General features: G+C 58.9%; 21 protein-coding genes. 16 read left to right on the top strand and 5 right to left on the bottom strand.

Features of this window, described 5'->3' with window-relative positions:
• Positions 1-38 precede the first annotated feature (38 nt).
• From E4662_RS20245 to E4662_RS20230, 4 genes are all read left to right on the top strand, one after another.
• Positions 39-800: an FkbM family methyltransferase gene (locus tag E4662_RS20245; protein ID WP_168798031.1), complete on the top strand. Its 762-nt coding sequence runs from the start codon at positions 39-41 to the stop codon at positions 798-800.
• A 15-nt stretch (positions 801-815) separates the two neighbouring features.
• Positions 816-1409, top strand: coding sequence for an HD domain-containing protein (locus E4662_RS20240; RefSeq protein WP_136443440.1), 594 nt, complete (start codon positions 816-818; stop codon positions 1407-1409).
• 1 nt (position 1410) lies between these two features.
• Positions 1411-1881 (top strand): GNAT family N-acetyltransferase, encoded by a 471-nt coding sequence (locus E4662_RS20235; protein WP_136443439.1) that lies wholly within the window; start codon positions 1411-1413, stop codon positions 1879-1881.
• Positions 1882-2004: 123 nt separating this feature from the next.
• Positions 2005-2691 carry a hypothetical protein gene (locus E4662_RS20230; RefSeq protein WP_136443438.1) on the top strand — a complete coding sequence of 229 codons (687 nt, stop codon included), beginning with the start codon at positions 2005-2007 and terminating at the stop codon, positions 2689-2691.
• A gap of 3 nt (positions 2692-2694) precedes the next feature.
• Here the strand turns inward: E4662_RS20230 and E4662_RS20225 are convergent, their stop codons facing one another.
• Together E4662_RS20225 and E4662_RS20220 are read right to left on the bottom strand one after the other, a co-directional pair.
• Positions 2695-3249, bottom strand: coding sequence for an ActR/PrrA/RegA family redox response regulator transcription factor (locus tag E4662_RS20225; protein WP_136443437.1), 555 nt, complete (start codon positions 3247-3249; stop codon positions 2695-2697).
• Positions 3250-3357: 108 nt separating this feature from the next.
• Positions 3358-3978 carry an SCO family protein gene (locus tag E4662_RS20220; protein WP_136443436.1) on the bottom strand — a complete coding sequence of 207 codons (621 nt, stop codon included), beginning with the start codon at positions 3976-3978 and terminating at the stop codon, positions 3358-3360.
• Positions 3979-4055: 77 nt separating this feature from the next.
• On the opposite strand from E4662_RS20220, the gene regB reads away from it, so the two are divergent.
• Positions 4056-5453: a sensor histidine kinase RegB gene (gene regB / locus E4662_RS20215; protein ID WP_136443435.1), complete on the top strand. Its 1398-nt coding sequence runs from the start codon at positions 4056-4058 to the stop codon at positions 5451-5453.
• 108 nt (positions 5454-5561) lie between these two features.
• Here regB and E4662_RS24355 read toward each other — a convergent pair whose 3' ends face one another.
• Positions 5562-5741 (bottom strand): hypothetical protein, encoded by a 180-nt coding sequence (locus E4662_RS24355; RefSeq protein ID WP_240705265.1) that lies wholly within the window; start codon positions 5739-5741, stop codon positions 5562-5564.
• 114 nt (positions 5742-5855) lie between these two features.
• On the opposite strand from E4662_RS24355, the gene E4662_RS20210 reads away from it, so the two are divergent.
• The 11 genes from E4662_RS20210 (at position 5856) to E4662_RS20160 (ending at position 19262) form a co-directional block, all read left to right on the top strand.
• The gene (locus E4662_RS20210) at positions 5856-7073 is read left to right on the top strand and encodes a PAS-domain containing protein (protein WP_240705264.1); all 1218 of its coding nucleotides are present in this window, start codon (positions 5856-5858) and stop codon (positions 7071-7073) included.
• Between the two features lie 41 nt (positions 7074-7114).
• Positions 7115-7588, top strand: a complete 474-nt coding sequence (gene tsaE / locus E4662_RS20205) for a tRNA (adenosine(37)-N6)-threonylcarbamoyltransferase complex ATPase subunit type 1 TsaE (RefSeq protein WP_136443434.1) — start codon at positions 7115-7117, stop codon at positions 7586-7588.
• Positions 7585-8544, top strand: a complete 960-nt coding sequence (locus E4662_RS20200; protein WP_136443433.1) for an aminoglycoside phosphotransferase family protein — start codon at positions 7585-7587, stop codon at positions 8542-8544. Before tsaE ends, E4662_RS20200 begins: the two co-directional genes overlap by 4 nt.
• The gene (locus E4662_RS20195) at positions 8529-9197 is read left to right on the top strand and encodes a nucleotidyltransferase family protein (RefSeq protein ID WP_206080318.1); all 669 of its coding nucleotides are present in this window, start codon (positions 8529-8531) and stop codon (positions 9195-9197) included. The genes E4662_RS20200 and E4662_RS20195 overlap by 16 nt, the downstream gene beginning before the upstream one ends.
• Entirely contained in the window at positions 9190-12108 is a 2919-nt protein-coding gene (gene addB / locus E4662_RS20190; protein ID WP_136443432.1) for a double-strand break repair protein AddB, read from the top strand. The genes E4662_RS20195 and addB overlap by 8 nt, the downstream gene beginning before the upstream one ends.
• Positions 12105-15464: a double-strand break repair helicase AddA gene (gene addA, locus E4662_RS20185; RefSeq protein ID WP_136443431.1), complete on the top strand. Its 3360-nt coding sequence runs from the start codon at positions 12105-12107 to the stop codon at positions 15462-15464. The genes addB and addA overlap by 4 nt, the downstream gene beginning before the upstream one ends.
• 68 nt (positions 15465-15532) lie before the next feature.
• Positions 15533-15853, top strand: coding sequence for a thioredoxin (gene trxA / locus E4662_RS20180; protein WP_136443430.1), 321 nt, complete (start codon positions 15533-15535; stop codon positions 15851-15853).
• 130 nt (positions 15854-15983) lie between these two features.
• Positions 15984-16541, top strand: coding sequence for an ATP-dependent protease subunit HslV (gene hslV, locus E4662_RS20175; RefSeq protein ID WP_136443429.1), 558 nt, complete (start codon positions 15984-15986; stop codon positions 16539-16541).
• Positions 16538-16804: a hypothetical protein gene (locus E4662_RS20170; protein WP_136443428.1), complete on the top strand. Its 267-nt coding sequence runs from the start codon at positions 16538-16540 to the stop codon at positions 16802-16804. The genes hslV and E4662_RS20170 overlap by 4 nt, the downstream gene beginning before the upstream one ends.
• Positions 16801-18111: an ATP-dependent protease ATPase subunit HslU gene (hslU, locus tag E4662_RS20165; RefSeq protein WP_136443427.1), complete on the top strand. Its 1311-nt coding sequence runs from the start codon at positions 16801-16803 to the stop codon at positions 18109-18111. Before E4662_RS20170 ends, hslU begins: the two co-directional genes overlap by 4 nt.
• Positions 18112-18356: 245 nt before the next feature.
• Positions 18357-19262, top strand: a complete 906-nt coding sequence (locus tag E4662_RS20160; protein WP_136443426.1) for an SDH family Clp fold serine proteinase — start codon at positions 18357-18359, stop codon at positions 19260-19262.
• A gap of 99 nt (positions 19263-19361) precedes the next feature.
• Here E4662_RS20160 and E4662_RS20155 read toward each other — a convergent pair whose 3' ends face one another.
• The gene (locus E4662_RS20155; RefSeq protein ID WP_136443425.1) at positions 19362-20915 is read right to left on the bottom strand and encodes an ABC transporter substrate-binding protein; all 1554 of its coding nucleotides are present in this window, start codon (positions 20913-20915) and stop codon (positions 19362-19364) included.
• Positions 20916-20979: 64 nt separating this feature from the next.
• The gene (locus tag E4662_RS20150; protein ID WP_136443424.1) at positions 20980-22635 is read right to left on the bottom strand and encodes an ABC transporter ATP-binding protein; all 1656 of its coding nucleotides are present in this window, start codon (positions 22633-22635) and stop codon (positions 20980-20982) included.

The following is a 22635-nucleotide window of genomic DNA, read 5'->3' as shown; positions in this document are numbered from 1 at the left end:
ACGTTTGAACCGTGCCGAGTTATCAAAGGGTCTGCCGATTGACAACACGCCGCGATGCCGTAACCGTCCTTGCAAACGGGGCGAACCAAAGGGCTGGCATGGACTTCGAACACCGCATTTGCGTGAACGAATACGGCTTCTATTGCGTTCCCGTTGAGTACGACAATCGGGAAATCCCCAAGCTCCTAGCGGACGGGGCCGTTTATGAACCCGGGACGCTGCAGTTGATGCGACGGCGTGTCAGTTCCGGCGATATCGTCACCGGCGGCGCGTTCATCGGCGATTTCTTTCCAGCCCTGTGCGAGGCCTTGGATCCCGATGCGCGCGTTATCAGCTTTGAGCCAAATCCTCTGAGCTTTGCCGCCGCCAAGCAGACTATCGCGCTGAACGGTCTGACCAATGTCACGCTGCACCCCGTCGCCGTTGGCGAAGCCGCCGGTCAACTGCCCCTGCAACTCTCCAGAAAAGGCGGCAGCGCCAGCGCGGCACGAGCCCGGATTGTGGAGTCCGGCGACGAAGGGGAAACCGTCAATGTTGATGTTGTCACTCTCGATAGCCTCGTCCCCGCGGACAGGCAGGTTTCCATCCTGCATCTGGACGTGGAAGGGTTCGAAAAACCTGCGCTGCTCGGTGCATCACGTCTGATACAGGACAATGCCCCAATGATTGTTCTGGAAGCCGAAAAGCGCTGGCAGCGAAACATGTACCTAGATTTTCTGGGTGAGCATTTCCCTGCGCTGGGCTATCGTTTCTGCGGCGGTATGGAACGCAACGCGTTCTATCTCGCCCAAGACAGATAACCCGAGGCTCCCCTTATGGCACGACAACCCCGCGCATGGCAGCGCATGCTTTCCGGTCGCAGACTGGATCTTCTGGATCCGACTCCTGTGGACATTGAAATCGAAGACATCGCGCATGGCCTTGCCTTTGTTGCCCGGTGGAATGGTCAGACCGAAGGGAACTACGCCTATAGCGTGGCGGAACACTCTTTGTTGGTCGAAAAGCTCTTTGGTCGGCTCTGCCCCAAGGCCAAACCAGCGGATCGGTTGACCGCCCTTTTGCACGATGCGCCGGAGTACGTGATAGGCGACATGATTTCCCCGGTCAAAGCAGCCGTCGGCCCGAATTATGAAACGCTCGACAAGCGCCTGACCGCCGCCATTCACATTCGCTTTGGTCTTCCTGCCGCCACGCCAGCGTCGCTCAAGAGACAGATCAAGAAAGCAGACCGGATCAGCGCCTGGATGGAAGCCACGCAGATCGCCGGGTTTTCGAGGGCAGAGGCAGACAAGTTCTTCGGCGCGCCGGATATCGACATGATCTCCGATCTGTCCATCATTCTGCGCCCTCCCGTCCAAACGCGGGAAGACTTCACCGCGCGGTTCAGTGAATTGATGGAGAGCCTCTGACATGCTGGAAACCCGCGACATGCTGCCCGAAGACGTCCCGGCCTGCGTTCGGATTATCAACCATATCATCGCCCAAGGCGGCACCACGGCCCACGAAGACCGCTTCACCGAGGATCTGTTTGAAGGCCAGTACCGGCTCGGCCCGCCTGTCCGCAGCGTCGTCCTCAGCGAGGGCCGCGTTGTCGGGTTTCAGGTCGCCTTTCTCGACACACCCGGTCACTACAGCATCGGCAGCTTCACGGATCGGGAGAACCCGGTGAAAGGGGCGGGCTATGCGTTGTTCGAAAAGACGCTCTCTGATTGCCGGAAGCGCGGAGGCGATGCGATCCTTGCCAAGATCACCTCGGACAACACGGGCGGGCTCATCTTTTATGACCGTCTGGGGTTTGTCGACGATCACGTGATTGAAAAGGACCACATGCGTCCGGACGGAACCCGCGTGGACCGGATCGTGAAACGTTTCGCGCTCTGACACCAACCGTGGGTCAAATGTCACAGCCAAACCACTGACGCCAGATTGGAAACAATCTGCCCCATTCTTGCCGCATTCCCTTCCTAGCCCTCTGAACAAATTAATGACTTCAGGAGGTTATCGGTGGACTATCAGAAAGCGGCGCTTTTGGGTTTCATGATTGTTTCCGTCTCCGCCTGTGATCAGGCGCCTTCCATGTTCGAAGCCTCACGCGGCGACACGGCCTTCCTTGTAGAGCCCGTTGCCGTCAACTCCGCCCGCGAACGGGCCGTGACGCAAGACGTGATCGCTCTGGAGGACGGCATTCGCGCCATCTTGCAGAATGCTCAGGCCCATTCCGAAGGATGCGGCGGCAACCTGTCGGATCCGGCAATGGTACATTGCTCGGAACGCGATCTTATGGGCCGGACCCTTGGCGCGGTCCGTGCGCTCGTGGGGAGCGAGCAATCGTTTGACCGAAATGCGCTTGCCCCTGCGATCACGCAAACACTGGATGACATGACCTCCATCGAGATCGGCATCAATGCCATGCTCAATGAGCAATCCGAAGAGATGGACTTGCTCGAAGCAGAGCGCTTGACCGGTCAACTGAGTGAACAGCAACACGCCCTGCGGCTCAGCCACATGCAACAATCGCGCATTGCCGTTGCAGAAGCGCTTGGGCTGAGTGCCAAAAGGGCGCGGAACACGCGGGCGACACTGGAAAAAGCCGGGGCCTCTGAAGGCACCGATTATTCGTGGTACATTCAATCCATGATCGACATTGAAAGCCGAGCCCTGTCCGCCCGGGACCGGCTTGGACTGTCCTGACGCTTAGCGCGGTGAGCGTTTCGCCAGAATACGCTGCAAGGTCCGGCGGTGCATGTTGAGCCGCCGCGCGGTTTCGGAAACGTTGCGGTCGCACAGCTCATAGACGCGCTGGATATGCTCCCAACGCACGCGATCCGCGCTCATCGGGTTCTCAGGCGGCGGCGGCAGGTCATCCCCTTTGGCCAGCAGTGCGTTGGTGACATCCGTCGCATCCGCAGGTTTCGAAAGGTAGTCCGTGGCACCGATTTTCACTGCGGCAACTGCCGTCGCAATCGCGCCGTAACCTGTCAGAACCACAATTCGGCTATCCGGGCGTTTGTCCCGCAGGACTTCGACCACGTCGAGCCCGTTGCCATCTTCCAAACGCAGGTCAACCACGGCGTAAGCAGGCGGGCGGGCTGTTGCCACAGCTCTGCCCGCGGCAACCGATCCGGCTGTTTCAACTTCGAACCCACGGCGTTCCATGGCCTTGGCAAGCCGTTTCAGAAACGGTTCGTCATCATCGACCAAAAGCAGTGTGCGGTCGTCGCCCAATTCGTCGATGCTGTTTTCTGCCAAAACCCCGTCCTCCCGGCTGTTCGCGCCTTCAGTGCTTCGAGTATTAGTGCCGCAGGGGGCGGGGGTCAAACGCTTGGCATACTTTGGTACTCTCCGGTCAACCCCGCATCACGACGCGTCGATGAAGCAGGCAGTGGTTTCGGCCATGTCTTCGGGAGATATTTCACGGCGGAAATACTCGACAAATCCATGCTCCGGCAGCACGAGGTAGGTGAACGTCGAATGGTCAACGAGGTAGAACTCATCCTCGGCGGGTTGGCGTTTGTAGTAAGTCCGATAGGTCTGGCTCGCGGCCTTCACCTGCTCAGGGCTGCCCGTCAGCCCGATCATCTTGTCATGAATGACACTGGCATAATCCCCCATCACTTCCGGCGTGTCCCGCTCCGGATCAATCGAGATGAAAACCGGGGTCACGGAGTAACCTTGCTCGGCCAGGACATCCACGGCATCCCCGTTGCGAACCGTATCAAGCGGGCAGACGTCCGGACAGAACGTGTAGCCAAAATACAGCAATGTCGGCTCGGTAATGAAATCCTTGTCCGTGACAGTCTCACCCTTGGCATTGACCAGTTCGAGCGGACCACCGATGGATCCGGTGCCCCCGGCAATGGCCCCTTTGCGACATTGGGCAAACTGGTCGTCACTGGACGGCCCGGAAGTGGCGTACCAAACACCCCCCAAAAGGGCTGCAACAGCAACACTGGCAGAAAACAAGGCAAGACGCGGCATGATCGGCTCTCCCATTGCGAACACGTACGGGACAGGTAACAATCCATCAAACGCCTGCAAGGGACGAATGAGCGCAGATGGCAAATAACGACCTCAGCCTGACCAGTGAGTATCAGCGCAGCAACTGGATCAGGCTGCGCACCATGATCCTCTTGCGGTGGTTTGCCATCGCCGGTCAGCTTACGGCGATCTATATTGCGCGGGAGTTCTTCAATCTCCAGCTTGAGCTTGGGCTTTGCTATCTGGCCGTCGGTGTCTCCGTTGTCGGCAACTTGGTAGCGATTTTCATATTCCCCGAAAACAAGCGTCTGTCAGAGACCGAAAACTTCCTGATGGTCATGTTTGACCTCTTGCAGCTGTGTTTCCTCCTGTATCTCACCGGCGGCATGCACAACCCGTTTTCCGTGCTTGTTTTGGGGCCTGTAACGGTCTCCGCCTCGGTGCTTTCGCTGCGCTCGACACTGATTTTGGGCTTAACGGCGTTCCTGCTTGTCTCCGGCATGGTTTTCTTCCACCTGCCGCTCCGGACGGAGATGGGTTTCATCCTGCGGATCCCCGATCTTTTCGTTTATGGACAGTGGTTTGCCATATCCATCGCGCTTGTTTTCATCTCGCTCTACACGCGGCGAATAACGCGCGAGATGAACTCCATGTCCGATGCTCTGACCGCCACGCAGATGGCCTTGGCTCGGGCGCAGAAACTGAACGATCTCGGCGGCGTTGTTGCCGCTGCGGCACATGAGCTTGGCACGCCTCTGGCAACGATCAAACTGACGTCATCCGAACTGGCCGACATGCTCGATGACCAACCCGATCTGCGCGAGGACGCCTTGTTGATTCGAGAACAGGCCGATCGGTGCCGGGACATCCTGCGGTCCATGGGTCGAGCCGGGAAAGACGATCTGCACATGCGCTTTGCCCCGCTGATCGAAGTAATCCGGGAAGCAGCTGAGCCGCATCAGGAACGGGGCAAGGAAGTCATTTTCGAAGACGGTCCCGGCCCCGGCGGCGAGTTCGCCCAACCGCAAATCCTGCGCCGTCCCGAAGTTATTCATGGTCTGCGAAACCTTGTGCAAAACGCAGTCGATTTTGCCGCCAGCACAGTCTGGGTTGAGGCAATCTGGACGGATGATGTGATTTCCATCCGAATCATCGACGATGGCCGCGGCTTTCCACAGCACTTGCTTGGCCGGATTGGTGACCCATTCATGCGCCAGCGCAAAAGTGACGCCGACCGCAAGGCGCGCCCAGAATACGAAGGCATGGGGCTCGGACTGTTTATCGCCAAAACCCTTCTGGAGCGAAGCGGTGCTCAGTTGAGCTTTGCCAATGCATCAGACCCGTTTTCACCCGATCATGTTTCCGGAGAGCGACGTGGCGCGGTTGTCGAAGTGGTCTGGCCCCGCAGCAAGATTGTTGCAGAAGCAGCACAACCTGGGCGCACATTGGGAAAAAACCAACCGATTGAAATATGAAGTCAATAGGTTGAGCTGGAAATTAACACTTCATAAACCACTTCAAAGCTAGGTAGAATTACAAAGCTGAAAACAATGCGAGGCTGATTATTGAATGATCTTGTAGCCTTAGCTGTCGGAATTCTCTTCGGTCTGGCTCTGATCGCTGCGGCCGGGTTGTTCTACACACGGATGACGAGGCAATCGTCCACGCGCGGCCGAGCAGATACTGTTGCGGACACGGTTTTTCTTTTTGACCAAAATGGCCGGCTTCTGGATACAACTCCAGATGCGCGTGACGTCGTTCATGCTCCGCTCAATGAAGGCTTTACTTGGTCCGACCTGCACCATGTTTTCGCAGAGCGTTTTCCCGACTTGCCGGAAACACCGCCTCCCGGCGACATCGTTCTTGCATCTAACGATATGGCCCCGACAGAGCTGCGCGTTACATCCGAAGGCTCCTTGATCCGGGTCTTGCTTCGCTCGGAACCCATGGGCGCGGTGGCTCAACACCAGTATCTTGTCCAATCCGAAGAGCTGGATCGCCTGAACATCGCGTTTGACGTGGCGCCGAACCCGATCTGGGTGACTGGCGAAAACGGAGAGTTGGTCTGGAGCAACACGTCCTTCGAAGCCCTCAGTCTGAACGCCCACCCGGAACGCGGTACGCCTGCACTGAATTCGGTACAGAACGTGGATGGCAAACAGCCGAAAAACTCGCGGATGCAAATCGAGCAATCCGACGGGTCATCGCGCTGGTTCGAGATCACCAGCCGCCGAACCCAGCACGGTACGATGCACTTCGCGACCGACATCGATACGCTGATCGAGGCAGAGCTGGCCCAGCGCAACTTTGTACAAACCCTGGCAAAAACCTTTGCGCACCTACCAATCGGCCTTGCCGTTTTCGATCGTGAACGGCGGCTTGTCCTCTTCAACCCCGCCCTGGTCGATCTGACCCGCCTCCCGATGGATTTCTTGTCTGCACGGCCCAATCTGCTCAGTTTTTTCGATCACATGCGCGAAAACCGCATGATGCCGGAGCCGAAGAACTACGCAACCTGGCGCGAGCAATTGACTGACGTGATCACCGCCGCGCGCGATGACCGGTATTGCGAGACTTGGAGCCTTGCGTCTGGGCTGACGTACAAGATCACCGGACGCCCTCACCCGGATGGTGCCGTGGCGTTCCTTCTGGAAGATATCAGTGCCGAAATCTCGCTGACACGCAGGTTCCGGTCTGAACTGGAACTCTCCCAGTCCGTCATTGATTGCTTGCCCGATGCCGTGGCGGTTTTTTCAAGGCTCGGCGTTCTGACCTTTTGCAACGCGGCCTACCGCCAGTTCTGGGAATGCGATCCCGACGGTGCGTTCAACGAAACAACCATCGCGGATGCCACGGAAGTCTGGCAGCGCGCCTGTGACGCCAGCGAAATATGGCCGCAAATGCGGGACTATGTGCTCACTTTGCAGGATCGCACTGCTTGGCATGAACCTTTGCGCTTGCAAGATGGTCGCGAGGTATTGTGCCATGTTGAGCCAGTCTCGGCGGGCGCGACGATGGTGCGTTTCGCCTTTGTTGAATCGCGGCGCAACGAGCATGGCCTGACCGTTTCAAAACAGCGTGCGGTAGGAGGCTGATCCGGGTTGCAGCCGGGCCTGCGGAGCGTATCCTGCGGCGCATGAGTGCCCATTCCGTTACCAAGACCTTGACCAGTCCTGAAGAAACCGCCGCATTGGCGGTATGTCTGGGGCAGTATTTGACACCCGGCGACTCGTTGTTGCTCAGCGGTGGAATTGGCGCAGGCAAGACGCACTTCGCGCGAAGCCTGATCCAGTCCCTGTTGATCGAACCCGAAGATGTCCCCTCCCCGACTTTCACCCTGGTGCAGGTTTACGACACGCAGAAAGGCGAGCTGTGGCACAGCGATCTTTATCGCCTGTCCAGCCCTGATGAATGTGTCGAACTTGGCCTGATCGACGCCTTTGAAAGCGCGATATGTCTGATCGAATGGCCGGACAAGCTCGAAGAGCTGCGTCCGGGTGATGCATTGTCTCTGACTTTTGCCGATGGCCACGAAGACGACGCCCGCGTTTTGACAGCGAAATGGCAGCATCCGCGCTGGGGTGCGTTCGTGCAGGATTGCCTGTCATGAAGGCGTTTCTTGAGAAAAACGGATGGGCCGATGCGCGGCGAGAGCCGTTGGCCGGTGACGCCTCTGCGCGGCGATATATCCGGCTGATCGGAGTATCTGGATCGGCCATCCTGATGGAAGACCCGGAAGGGGATGTTGCGCTTTTTGCCCGCCTTGCCCGGCATTTAACGTCCATAGGCCTCAGTGCTCCGCGCATCCTCGGCGAAGATTCTGCTGCGGGCCTTTTGCTGATCGAAGATCTCGGAGATGGCTTGATCGCGCGGCTTGCGTCAGATGCGGCCTCGGAGGAACGTCTCTACCTCATGGCGACGGATGCGCTGCTCGCTTTGCACAAGCATGCGCCGCCGCCCGGTTTGGAAACAGCCACGCCGGGCCGACTGGCAGACATGATCGATCTCGCCTTCGATTTCTACGCGCCCGGCAGCACGGGCAAAGACAAAGCAATCGCCGTCTTCCAATCGCTGTTGACCCAACACGCGCCAACTGCCGATGTCATGATCCTGCGTGACTACCACGCGGAAAACATCCTTGATCTGCCGGATCGAACTGGTCCTGCCCGCGCCGGGCTTCTGGACTTTCAGGACGCCCTGATCGGGCATCGCGGCTATGACTTGATTTCCCTGTTGGAAGATGCCCGAAGAGACGTCCGGCCAGAGACCGTGACTGCCTGCATCCGGCATTACCTCGACGCCTCCAACTTGCCGGAAGACAGTTTCCGAGCCGCGCTTGCCGTCCTTGGCGCCCAGCGCAATCTGCGGATTCTGGGTGTCTTTGCCAGGCTCGCCGCCGCACGCGGCAAGCCGCATTATATCGATCTCATCCCCCGTGTTTGGTCACATCTGCAAAACGATCTGAAGCACCCGGCGATGGCTCCACTGCGCCCCGTGATTGCCAACTTGCCCGCCCCAACACCGGACCATCTCGAAAGGTTAAAAGCCGCATGCCCGACGCCGTAATGCTCTTTGCCGCCGGTTTTGGCACGCGCATGGGCGCTTTGACCAAGGATAAGCCCAAACCGATGATCCCCGTCGCGGGCAAACCTCTGCTGGATCATGCTCTGGATCTGACCGAAGGCGTGACCACCCGCGTGGTCAACGCGCATTACCACGCCGATCAAATCAAAGCGCATTTGTCGGATACGGACATAAGTGTCAGTTCCGAAACTCCGGAGATTCTCGACACGGGCGGCGGGTTGCGCCACGCGCTACCGCTGCTTGGGACTAATCCTGTCTATACACTGAACACAGACGCCGCGTGGCGTGGCCCGAACCCGCTGCATCAACTGGCGAAAACATGGGACCCGGACACCATGGACGCGCTTTTGCTCTGTGTTCCGCTTGACCGTGCGATTGGGCGCAAAGGCGGCGGAGACTTTGATATCGGTTCTGATGGTCAACTCACACGCCCCGGTGATGTCGTTTTTACCGGCGCACAGATCATCAAGACCGATCGCCTGGCGGAAATTGAGGAGACCGTCTTTTCGCTCCGGGAGTTGTGGAGCCTGATGGCCGACACGGGGCGTTTGCACGGGGCGCTGTATCCCGGCCAATGGTGCGACGTGGGGCACCCGGACGGCATCGCGCTGGCTGAGGACATGTTGCATGGCTGATCCACGCCTCTTCGCCTTGCCCCCCGGTGTCGATTTCGGCGAAGCGCTGGTGCACGGCCTGCGCGCGCGGTTCGGCGAGACGCCGGATGCGCTGGCCAAGGTCGAGCTTTATGTCAACACAACCCGCATGAAACGGCGGGTCGAGACGCTTTTCGACGAAGGGCCTGCCACGCTCTTGCCGCGCATTCGGCTGGTCACTGATCTGGCGGATCCGCTGACCCGCGCCGCCCTGCCCCAGCCTGTGCCAAAACTGCGGAGACGGCTGGAAATGACCGGCCTCGTGTCGAGATTGCTGGAAGCGCAACCCGGGCTCGCCCCCCGCGCGGCGCTGTATGATCTTTCGGACAGTCTCGTCACGATCATGGAGGAGATGCATGCAGAAGGCGTTTCGCCGGAAACCATCGAAGGGCTCGACGTCAGCGACCAGTCCGGCCATTGGGCGCGCGCACTGACGTTTTTCAATGCGGTGCAGCCATTTTTTGACGAAACAAGTGAGCCGGACGGCGCCTCTCATGCCCGACTTGCGCTGAAACAGAGACTGTTTTCTTGGCAATCCACTCCGCCAGAGCACCCGATTGTTATCGCGGGCTCAACCGGCTCTCGCGGCACAACGGCGGACTTTATTAAGGCTGTGGCCGCGCTTCCGAATGGCTATGTCGTTCTGCCCGGTTTTGATTTCGATATGCCGGTGTCGGTCTGGGATCAGCTTGGCGAACCCCTCAAAGGCGAGGATCATCCGCAGTATCGATTTGCACGGCTTATGGGCGATTTGGGCCTGAATAGAGACTGTATTGAGCATTGGACAAAGACCCCGGCCCCGGCCCCGGCGCGCAATCGGCTGATCTCGCTCGCCCTGCGGCCCGCGCCGGTCACACATCAATGGATGAGTGAAGGGCCCAAGCTGCCAGATTTGCGCGAAGCCTGCGCGGACATCACCCTTGTCGAGGCCCCGACAGCGCGCGAAGAGGCGCTCGCGATTGCGCTGCGCCTGCGGGATGCGGCGGAGAAAGGCGAGCGCGCGGCGCTGATCACGCCAGATCGCATGTTGAGCCGACAGGTAACGTCCGCCCTTGATCGCTGGGGCATCGTACCGGACGACAGCGCCGGAACCCCGGCCCAGCTGACGCCTCCGGGCCGGTTCCTGCGCCACGTGGCCGTGCTTTTGACAGAGCCGCTCACGGCGGAATCGCTTCTGACCTTGCTGAAGCACCCGCTGACCCACTCCGGTTCCGAACGCGGCGACCACCTTAGACACACCCGCGATCTCGAGCTTCATATTCGCAGAAAAGGCATGCCCTACCCCTCCCCGGATCGGCTCAACGCCTTTGGCGCCGCCCGCAAATGCGAAGATTGGGCAGCCTGGGTGGCCGAAGTGTTTTGCGACCGGCGGAGCCCGGGCGAACAGCACCTGAGCGTATGGATCGATTATCACGTCGCCCTCGCCGAACGGATGGCCGCCGGGCCGGGGGGAGACGGGTCCGGTGGGCTTTGGGACGAAAACGCCGGGCGCAAGCTTGCGGAAATCGTTGCTGACCTGTCTCTCGAGGCGGAACATGGCACAACCCTGACAGCCCGTGACTACGCAGACCTCTTCGGAGCGATTGTGTCGAGCGAAGAGGTGCGAAACCGGGATGCTGGCCATCCGGACATCCTGATTTGGGGCACGCTCGAGGCCCGGGTTATGGACGCAGACCTGCTCATCCTGGCCGGGCTGAACGAAGGGTCGTGGCCCGAAATGCCCGGCGCGGATCCCTGGCTCAATCGCGCTTTACGGGCGCAGGCAGGATTGCTTTTGCCCGAACGCCGCATCGGCCTCTCTGCCCATGACTTCCAGCAAGCCGCAGCCGCACGAGAGGTCTGGTTGACCCGGTCCTTGAAATCCGATGACGCCGAAACCGTCACTTCCCGCTGGCTGAACCGGATGGAAAACCTGATGAAGGGTTTGCCGGATCGTTTTGGGCCAGAAGCATTGCAAGACATGCGGGGCAAAGGGCAGACGTGGCTGTCCTACGCGCGCACCGTCGAGGCCCCAATAGAGACGCCCCCGGCCAAGCGCCCCTCCCCCGCCCCGCCTGTTGAGGCGCGCCCGCGCGAGCTTCCGGTGACGGACATCAAGAAACTGGTGCGCGATCCCTTTGCCATTTATGCGCGCAGAGTGCTGCGTCTGAAACCGCTGGATCCGCTGATGCAGGCTCCTGATGCGCTCCTGCGCGGTGTTTTGGTGCACAAGGTTCTTGAGAACTTCGTCAAGGACACGCGGGATGACCCGTCCCGCATCACGCCCGGCGCTCTGCAAGACCATGCCAAGGCGTTGCTGGATGATCCTGACCTCGTACCTTTCCCTGTGATGCGCGTGCTTTGGCAGGACAAGGTTCGCCAGGTCGCAAGCTGGTTCACCCAAACCGAGGCCGACAGGCAAACCAAAGCCCGACCGGCGCATTTCGAAATCAGTGGGCGCGTCGCAATCCCGTCGCTCGGCTTTACGCTCAAGGGACAGGCCGACCGGATCGACATCGACGAACGCGGCGGCGCGCATATCTATGACTACAAAACAGGTAAGGCCCCTACCGGCCCGGAACAGCAGCATTTTGACAAACAGCTGCTGCTCGAGGCCGCCATGGTTCTGCGCGGTGCCTTTCCGGATCTGATGCCGGATCACGTGGAGCGCGCCCTGTTTATTTCTCTCAAACCCGGTGATCCAAGGGAGGTTCCTGCGCCTTTGGAAGAGTCGCCGCCAGACAAGGTCTGGGAGGAGTTGACCCTGCTGATCAGTGCCTATCTCGCCCCAACTCGGGGATTTACGGCACGCCGGGCGCTCATGTCCGACACGGATCAATCAGATTATGATCACCTGTCTCGCCTCGGCGAATGGGACGTGACCGACGCCCCGCATCGGGAGGATCTGACATGATCCGCGATCTCGCCACACAACGTCAGGTCGACGCCGCCGCGCCCGGCAATTCCACCTGGCTCGCCGCCAATGCGGGCTCGGGCAAGACCCGGGTGTTGACCGACCGTGTTGCGCGCCTTTTGCTCGAAGGCGTTTTGCCGGAACACATCCTGTGCCTGACCTACACCAAGGCGGCGGCCACAGAGATGCAGAACCGCCTGTTCAAGCGACTTGGCGCCTGGGCGATGCTGGAAAGCGATGCTTTGCGTGCGGAATTGCGCTCTCTTGGGGTAGAACAGAGCCTGAATAACGACTTTCTGCGCGATGCCCGCACGCTCTTTGCCCGCGCAATCGAGACCCCCGGTGGTCTGCGTATTCAGACCATTCACTCGTTCTGCTCATCTCTCCTCAGGCGCTTCCCGCTTGAAGCTGAGGTCAGCCCGCAGTTTCAGGAGATGGAAGACCGCGCCGCAGAGCGTCTCCGTGCCGAGATCCTTGATCAGATGGCAGAGGGGCCGCAGGCGCATCTGCTGCACGCGCTTGCGCCCTACATCTCGGGCGACGACAGCGCTTCGTTACTGGCGGGTCTGACGCGAAACAAAGCCGATTTCATCAAAGCGCGTAGCGCCAGTGAAATCTTGGGCGCTTATGGGTTACCGGAAAACTTCACCGAAGAAAGCATAGCCGGTGAAGTTTTTCTTGGCGACGAAAAGAGCTTGTTTGACGCCATTCTGCCCGTCTTGGATGGAAGCGGTAGCAATGGACAGAAACTGGCCGATGCGCTGAAGCAGTGGAAATCACCCGACAGCGCCGGCCTGTCTCTGATCGAAACCGCTTCGCTGACAAAGGCGGGTACCGTCAACAAACGCCTGTTTGTGAAAAAGGTCCGCGAGGCTGCGCCCGGTCTTGTCGAGAAAATGGAGATGCTTCTGTCTCGGGTCGAATGCGCGCGCGAACGTAGGTTTTCGTTGCTCGCGGCTGAACGGGACATCGCTCTACACAACTTCGCCGCCCACTTTGTTCCGGCTTATGAGCAGGCCAAACAGCTGCGCGGCTGGCTGGATTTCGACGACCTCATTATTCGGGCACGGGATCTGCTGAATGACCCGAAGGTCGCGGCCTGGGTATTGTTCAAGCTGGACGGCGGCATTGACCATATTCTGGTGGACGAAGCGCAGGACACATCTCCGGTGCAATGGCAAGTCATCGAACGGCTGGCGCAGGAGTTCACCGCTGGCGAAGGCGCGCGGGCGGATGTGCGGCGGACCATCTTCGTTGTCGGGGACAAGAAGCAATCAATCTACAGCTTTCAAGGGGCCGATCCTGCCGAATTTGACCACATGCGGGATGAGTTCGGCGGACGACTGAAGGAAACGGACGCCCCCTTGAACGCCATGGAGCTGGAGCACAGCTTTCGCTCTGCCGATCCGATCCTGCGGCTGGTCGACATGACATTCGACAACGCCGAGGCCTCCGGTTTTACCCCGGACCAGAAACACATCGCCTTCAAGGACCAAATGCCCGGCCGCGTCGATCTCTGGCCGGTGGTCGGCAAGGTCGAAGAGGAAAAGGACGGTGACTGGTTCGAGCCGGTAGATCGCGTCGGGGCGCAGCATCAAACCGTGATCCTCGCCCAGCGCATTGCGCGGTTCATCAAAACAACCATCGACCGGAAAACCCCGCTTCCGATCGAGAAGGGCCACAGCGGCACTTATGAAGCCCGGCCCGTACACGCAGGGGATTTTCTCATCCTGGTGCGGTCCCGCTCCCGTCTGTTCACTGAAATCATCCGCGCCGCGAAACAGGAGGGCCTGCCGATTGCCGGGGCAGACCGGTTGAAAGTCATGGCTGAACTGGCGGTCAAGGACATCATGGCGCTGCTGCGCTTTCTTGCGACACCCGAAGATGACCTGTCCCTGGCCACCGCCCTGCGCTCGCCGCTTTTCGGGATCAGCGAACAACAGCTTTTCGATCTCGCGCACAGGCGCAAGGACAAGGCCTATCTTTGGGAAGCCCTGCGCGATCGGCGGGAGGATTTTCCGCAGGTTCTGGACATCATCTTGGACCTGAACGGGCAGACCGACTTTCTGCGCCCCTATGATCTGATCGAACGCATCCTGACACGCCACAAGGGCCGCCGCCTTCTGGTTGGCAGGCTGGGGTCAGAGGCAGAAGACGGGATCAATGCTCTTCTTGCGCAGGCGCTCAGCTATGAACGGACAGACATACCGTCGCTGACCGGCTTTCTGGAATGGGCGGAAAGCGACAACCTTGAAATCAAGCGTGCCGCCGAAAGCGCGGGTGAAACCCTGCGTGTCATGACGGTGCACGGCGCGAAGGGCCTTGAGGCACCAATTGTGATCATGCCCGATTGCGCGGAACGCAAGGACACGCTGCGCGCAACCCTTCTGCGCGATGAGCATGGGCTTTTGTGGAAGCAAACCAGCGACGCCCTGCCTGCCCGGCACAGCGCCGCTATTGACGCTGCCAAACAGGCGGAAGCCCGGGAGCGGGATCGTCTTCTATATGTCGGCCTGACACGCGCCGAAAAATGGCTGATTGTAGCGGCCGCTGGTGAGACCGGAAAATCCGGGAATGCGTGGTATGACAAGGTTCAGCGCGGTATGGAAGGCTGCGGGGCCGAGGAAACCTCTTTTGATTTTGGGGATTTGGGGGCTGACGCTGGTCTGACGTTAAGCCACGGCGATTGGGCCAAGCTTGACATGACCGCGCCTGAAAAGAAAAGCGAACAAACGCGTGCCCTTCCGGACCATCTGCTCGAGCCGACCCCGGAGCCCCCTGCCCGGCCTCAGGCGCGTAGCCCGTCTGATCTGGGCGGTGCCAAGGCATTACCCGGCGATCACGGTGACGAAGAGGACGTTGCTAAGGCGCGCGGCACTCTGATCCACGAACTGATCGAACTGCTCGCGCCATTGACGCCGGAAGCGCGTGCCACCGCCGGTCAGCAACTTCTCAAATCGCGGGGGCTTTGGCCGGAGGCCGAGCCGATGCTTGGCGAAACCCTTCTAACTTTGGATACCCACCCGAACCTTTTCACTCCGGACACTTTGGCCGAAGTTCCGATCACGGCGGACCTGCCGAACCTTGGACGGATTCATGGCATCATGGACCGCCTTCTGATCACCCCGGAGTGCATCCTCGTTGTGGATTACAAAACCAACCGCGCCGTGCCGGATACGCCCGAGCAGACGCCGGAAGGGCTCCTGCGCCAGATGGGCGCCTATGCCGCGGCCCTGACACAAGTCTATCCCGACAAGGACATCCAAACCGCGATCCTGTGGACCGCAACAGCACAATACATGCCGTTGCCGCACGAAACCGTGACACAGGCCCTCGCCCGTGCGACCACATCTTGACGCGCCCCCTACCCGTCCATACGTTCCCCCTCCAAAGACACGCTGCCCCTATTTCAGGAGATACCACCATGGCCACCGTTGCCGTTACCGACGCCACCTTTGACGAAGAAGTCAAAAACTCCGACGTTCCCGTTGTTGTCGACTTCTGGGCCGAATGGTGTGGCCCCTGTAAGCAGATCGGCCCGGCTCTCGAAGAGCTCGCCGCCGAATACGAAGGCAAGGTGAAGATCGCCAAAGTCGACGTTGACCAGAACCCGAACGCTGCCGCCGCCATGGGCGTGCGCGGCATCCCGGCTCTGTTCATTTTCAAGGACGGTCAGGTTGTCTCCAACCGCGCCGGTGCCGCTCCGAAAGCCGCGCTGGAAAGCTGGATTACGGAATCGCTCTGATCTGCATCCGCAGTCACACGAGCAACGAAAGCCCCGCCCGACCCGGCGGGGCTTTTCTCTTTTCCGGTCTTCTCCTTGGCAAAAATACCCAAATCCCCCATATGAACGGGAGCACCACAGGAGGCAGCACATGAGCGATACCGATTTCCCCGGCTGGCACGGCACAACGATCATCGGCGTGCGCAAGGGCGGCAAGGTCGTCGTGGCCGGTGACGGGCAGGTCAGCCTCGGCCAGACTGTGATCAAAGGCACCGCCCGCAAGGTGCGCCGCCTTTCGCCTGGTGGGTATGACGTGGTTTGCGGCTTTGCCGGATCGACGGCGGATGCCTTTACCCTGCTGGAACGCCTTGAGGCCAAACTCGAAGCCACACCCGGCCAGCTTCAGCGCGCCTCTGTCGAACTGGCCAAGGACTGGCGCACCGACAAATACCTGCAAAAGCTCGAAGCCATGCTGATCGTCACCGACGGCACTGATCTGCTGATCATCACCGGTGCAGGTGATGTGTTGGAGCCGGAACATGGCATTGCCGCCATCGGCTCCGGCGGAAACTTTGCCCTCGCCGCCGCCCGTGGCATGATGGACAGCGAGAAGGACGCCGAAGAGGTGGCCCGGTCCGCCATGGCCATTGCCGCCGACATCTGCGTCTACACCAATGGAAACCTGACGGTAGAGACCATATCCCCATGAGCATCGTTTCAGACGCCCTCGCCTTCTTTGATCGTTTCCTCGGCCCCGATGCCCACCGGAAACGGCAAAGGGTGAAGCTTCTGAACACTTTGCTCGATGACAAACGAAAAGCCCCAAACGGCATTCGCAGCCTCGATACCCTCGCCCTCAAAACCGGCATGTCCCATGAAGACTGCCGTACCCTGCTCTCCGAAATGGGATGTGAGGGTGTTGAGATGGACGACGGCAGCGAAGGTTGGCGCAAGATCAAGGACCCCAAATGACTGACCTCACCCCGCGCGAAATCGTCTCGGAACTCGACCGTTTCATCATCGGACAGGCCGACGCCAAGCGCGCCGTTGCCGTCGCATTGCGCAATCGTTGGCGGCGCAAGCAACTGTCCGACGATCTGCGGGATGAGGTCTATCCCAAGAATATCCTGATGATCGGGCCGACCGGTGTTGGCAAAACCGAGATTTCCCGCCGTCTGGCAAAACTCGCCCGCGCGCCGTTCATCAAGGTTGAGGCAACGAAGTTCACCGAAGTGGGTTATGTTGGCCGTGACGTGGAACAGATCGTGCGTGATCTGGTGGATGCCGCCATCGCCATGACGCGCGAGCACATGCGTGAAGACGTCAAGGCGCGCGCCCATGAGGCCGCCGAAGAACGCGTGATTTCGGCCATCGCTGGAGAGGACGCCCGCGAAGGCACGCGCGAGATGTTCCGCAAAAAGCTCAAGAGCGGCGATCTGGACGATACCATGATCGATCTCGACGTAGCCGAGACAGCCTCGCCCTTCCCCATGATGGACATCCCCGGCCAACCCGGCGGCGGCCAGATGGGTATGATGAACCTTGGCGATCTCTTCGGCAAAGCTCTTGGTGGCCGAACCACGCGCAAGCGCATGTCCGTTGCGGACAGCTATGAGGTGCTGATCGCAGAAGAGGCGGACAAACTGCTCGACGACGAACAGGTCAAACTGGCCGCGATTGAGGCAGTCGAGCAGAACGGCATTGTTTTCCTTGATGAAATCGACAAGGTCGCCGCACGGCAGGAAGCGCGTGGCGGCGACGTTTCCCGCGAAGGCGTGCAGCGCGATCTGTTGCCGCTGATCGAAGGCACCACCGTTTCAACCAAACATGGCCCGGTGAAAACCGACCACATCCTCTTCATCGCCTCCGGCGCGTTTCACATTGCCAAACCGTCTGACCTCTTGCCCGAACTGCAAGGCCGACTGCCAATCCGCGTGAACCTGCGCGCGCTGACCGAAGCGGACTTTGTGAGAATTCTGACGGAGACCGACAACGCCCTAACCCTGCAATACACGGCGCTTATGGCGACCGAAGAGGTGACGGTTGAGTTTACCGAAGACGGCATCGCCGCCCTGGCCAAAATCGCAGCTGAGGTGAATCAAACGATCGAGAACATCGGCGCGCGACGTCTCTACACGGTGATGGAACGGGTCTTTGAAGAGCTTAGCTTCGACGCCCCGGATCAGGCGGGCACAGGCGTGACTGTGGATGCGGCCTTTGTGGAGAAGCATCTGGGTGAGTTGACCCGTAGCGCAGATCTGAGTCGCTACGTTCTTTAAATGCAACCCAATTAGCGCTTGAAGTATTGACTCTTCCATGAGATTCTGGAATCGGAATTCGGAGGATGATTCGATGAGCGGAAAGAATCTCGTTGATAGACTTTTTGAGAATGGGCTTCTTGACCCAAACGCCTTGAAAGCAAGTCCTCATACTTTCGAACAATCAAAGTCAGTGACAACTGTGGGCTTTTCGTTGTACGGAGATTTTACACCAATAACTGTAAGATCGCATTCGATACCCAAAGATGCCGACATGGAATGAAGTTGACACTGATATCAATAGCAGGATTGCCGAAGGAAAGAGCGTTGATCTCGTTTGCGACGAGCTGAGACGAGACTACCTTAGCAATCTGTCTGCCTATGTAGGGCGACCGGTAATTGCCTATTACTCAGGCTTCTTACAAAAACCCCCGCATCCAGCGTTGTCTATCAACGATTTTGACATGAACGGTCTCATGGCCGTCATACACAATGTCGAAAGAGACAAAGGGCTGGATATTATTTTACACACACCCGGCGGCGGAATAGAAGCAGCAAGAGCAATTGTAGAATACCTTTATGCCATGTTTGGAAAGGACATCAGGGCCATAGTACCGCAAATAGCAATGTCTGCTGGGACTATGATTGCCTGCGCTACCAAACAGATTGTGATGGGAAAACACTCTAGTCTTGGTCCGACCGATCCTCAGGTCAACGGCGTTCCTGCAACAGGCGTCATACACGAAATTGAAAGAGCCTTGGACGAAATAAAGAAGGATCCGATTAGACAAGTTGTGTGGCAAGAGATTTTTCGCCAGTTTCCGCCGTCGTTTATCTCAAATTGCGAGCGGTCTTTGACCGGATCTAAAAAGATGGTTACTTCTTGGCTTGCTGAAAACATGTTTTCGGAAAGCCAAGACGCGACCAAGAAAGCTGAAAAAGCAGTATCTGAGTTAACTAACTATTCGAAAACCACGGAACACGGGCATCACTTTATGAAAGATGCATGCTGTAATTTCGGGCTCGACGTGTTCTCGCTCGAAGACGATCAAGACTTCCAAGAACTTGTCCTAAGTGTTCACCATGCTTATGTCGCTAGCTTCGCGCGCGTTAAGTCATTAAAATTCATAGAGAATTCTATCGGTGCGAGCTGGAACGTTTCCAGCGACTGAATCTTCAACTCTTCTTCGAAAAGATGCAGGCTTTCCGATCCCAACAAAGAAAAACGCCCCGGAATTCCGGGGCGTTCTTTTGTTCTAATCCGGTAAGGCTTACGCCATCCACCAACGCTCCGCCATGCGGGCGTTGTCCATTTGCCAGAGGTTGCCGACCGTGTCCGGGTTGGCGATCTTGTTGGAGACCGCCTGCACGTAGTTGGCAAACATCGGCAGGACCACGCCGCCGTCGTCCTTGAGGATCTGCTGCATCTCGCCGTACATATCGCGGCGCTTGTTGCTGTCGAGCTCCGCGCGTGCGGTGACGAGAAGATCCTGGAAACGCTCGCTGTCTTCACGGCCCCACTGGGTGTCGTTCCACGGCACACCATCTTCGTAGGCGGTGGCGAACATCCAGTCTTCCGTCGCACGGCCGGACCAGTAGCAAGCACAGAACGGTTTCTTCAGCCAAACGTTTGACCAGTAGCCATCGCTCGGTTCCTGCACCACGTTGATGTTGATGCCGGCGGACTTGGCCGATGCCTGATAGAGCTGCGCCGCATCAACCGCGCCTTCGAAGGCCGCGTTGGAGGCAGACAGGTCGATGTCCAGCGAGGAAAGACCCGCTTCCTTGAGGTAGAACTTTGCCTTGTCCGGATCGTAAGCGGTCTGCTCCATGTCGGAGGCAAAGTACTGGTTGGCGGGGCCAATCGGTGTGTCGTTGCCGACGCGACCATGGCCAAGCAGGATCTTGTCGACCATTTCCTGACGATTGATCGCAAATTTCAGCGCGCGGCGGACGTTTACGTCATTGAACGGCGCGACGTTCGTCAACATCGGGAAGGTGTACTGCTGGTTGCCCGTCACTTCCTGAATGCGGACCATCGGGTTCGCCTTGAGGAGCGCTTCGGTCTTGAAGTCGATCCGGTTGATCGCTTCGACCTGGCCGGTCATCAGCGCGTTCATCCGTGCGGTGTTGTCGTTGATCGCGATGTATTCCACTTCATCGAAGTGACCCGCTGCGTCGCCCTTGTAGTGGCTGTCCACCCGCTTTGCGACCATGCGCACGCCGGGCTCAAAGCTGACAACGCTGTAAAGACCGGTGCCGATGCCGTTGGCGATGGCTTCTTCGATCTGGCCCGCCGGGTACATCAGGATGTGATAATCCGACAGCAGGTACGGGAAGTCGGCGTTGCCGGCCTTCAGCGTGAATTGCACCTGATGATCGGTGATCTTCTTCATGTCGGTGATGGCTTCGACAATCGGCTTGGCTGCCGATTTCGCGCCTTCGGCCACGTGCATTTGCAGCGATGCAATCACGTCGTCTGCACCAAAGGCCTTGCCGTTGTGGAAGGTCACGCCCTGACGCAGGTTGAAAGTCCAGGTCTTGGCGTCTGCCGAGGCTTCCCAGTTTTCCGCAAGTTCGCCGGTCAGCGTACCGTCCGCCTTCACCTCGGTGAGGCTGTCGAACACGGTGCCCTGGGCCGCTGCGATCATGAACAGGTCGGAATGCGTCCGGGCATCCCAGCTGTCAGAAGTGTTTGCGCCGCCGAGGCCCGCACGAAGGCGTCCGCCGCGTTTCGGCATCGCCCGAAGGGGCAGGCCAGAGGCTGCGAGAACACCGGCGGCTGCACCGGTGGTCAATAGAGCGCGTCTGCTGATGCGTGTCATGTTGAGTGGTCTCCCTGTTGGCAGCGGCCTGAGCCGCCTTTTGTTTTGATGATTTGGCGCGGAATCAGGCCATCTTGTCAACGGCTGCGTCGCCGATGTTATCGGCACCGCGTTCCGCGAGCAGCGTGCTAAGCCAATCCGGATCCATTTCCGGAACCGAGCTGAGCAGCAAGTCCGTGTAAGGGTGATGCGGAGGTTGGAACATGTCGGTCTTTGGACCCTGTTCAACCACGTTCCCATCTTTCATCACCACCACTTCGTCCGCAATGGAGCGCACGGTCGCCAAATCGTGGGTGATGAACATATAGGAAAGGCCAAGCTCATCTTGAAGGTCTGCGAGCAAACGCAGAATGCCTTCGGCGACAAGTTGATCAAGCGCAGAGGTCACTTCGTCACAGATGATGAACTTCGGTTCGGCGGCCAAGGCGCGGGCAATCCCGATGCGCTGTTTCTGTCCGCCGGAGAGCTCCGATGGCAGGCGGTCAAAATACTGCGCAGCCGGCAGCTCGATCTGGTCGAGCAATTCTTCGACGCGGCGGCGCTTCTCGCGGCCCTTCAACCCCATGTAGAACTCGACCGGACGGCCAATAATCTCGCCGATCTTCTTGCGCGGGTTCAGCGCTGTGTCGGCCATCTGATAGATCATCTGAACCTGGCGCAGTTGTTCCTTGTCCCTTTGGCGGTAGTCGAGAGGCAGGGTGTTACCATCCAGTTCAATATGACCAATGCGTGGCGGCAAAAGCCCGGTGATGCAACGCGCTGTCGTGGACTTGCCAGAGCCGCTTTCGCCCACAACCGCAACGGTTCGCCCGGCATGAATGTCAAAGCTGACATCGTGCAACACATCGATTTTGCCATAAGCCGCTGTCACACCCTGAACCGAAATCACCGGCGTGGCGTCGGTTGAAACAGGCGGTTTTTGCGGCCGCTGGAACTCGCGGACCGCCCAGAGACTCTTGGTGTATTGCTCTTTCGGGTTCGAGAGCATCTCACGGGTTTCGTTTTCCTCAACCTCGTCGCCCTTGAGCAGAACTTTGATGCGGTCGGCCATCTGGGCAACCACGGCCAAGTCGTGCGTGATATAAATGGCCGCCGTGTCATACTCTTCGACGATATCACGAATGCTGGCGAGCACTTCGATCTGTGTGGTCACGTCGAGCGCCGTTGTCGGCTCGTCAAAGATGATCAGATCGGGGCGGCATGACATGGCCATCGCGGTCATCGCCCGCTGGAGCTGGCCACCGGAGACTTGGTGCGGATAGCGAAAACCGATCTCATCCGGATTTGGAAGCCGGAGCTTGCGATACAGCTCCATCCCATCAGCTTCGCTTTCGGCCTTTGACATCACGTTGTGCTGGGTCGGGCCTTCGGAGTGCTGATCGATCAGCTTGTGCGCCGGGTTAAAGCTCGCGGCGGCGGATTGCGCCACATAGGCAATCCGCTTGCCCAGAAGCGCGCGCTTCTGCTCGGCAGAGGCTGCAAGCAGATCGATCCCGTCAAACGTCACACTGCCTTCGGAAATCCGCACGCCATCGCGGGTGAAACCCATGGCGGCGAGACCAAGCGTGGACTTGCCGGCACCGGATTCACCGATGAGGCCAAGCACTTCGCCTTTCTGCAAGGTCAGGTCGACACCTTTGATAATCGGCGTCCAGGTTTCATCACTGCGGCCTTCCATTTTGATGCCGCGCATTTCGACAAGGGTAGGGCGGTCAGACAT

The sequence above is a fragment of the Pacificoceanicola onchidii genome (assembly GCF_004804335.1).
GTDB classification, from domain to species: Bacteria; Pseudomonadota; Alphaproteobacteria; order Rhodobacterales; family Rhodobacteraceae; genus Pacificoceanicola; species Pacificoceanicola onchidii.
The sequence above is the reverse complement of the archived record's forward strand: the minus strand, read 5'-3'. Positions and strand labels throughout refer to the sequence as shown.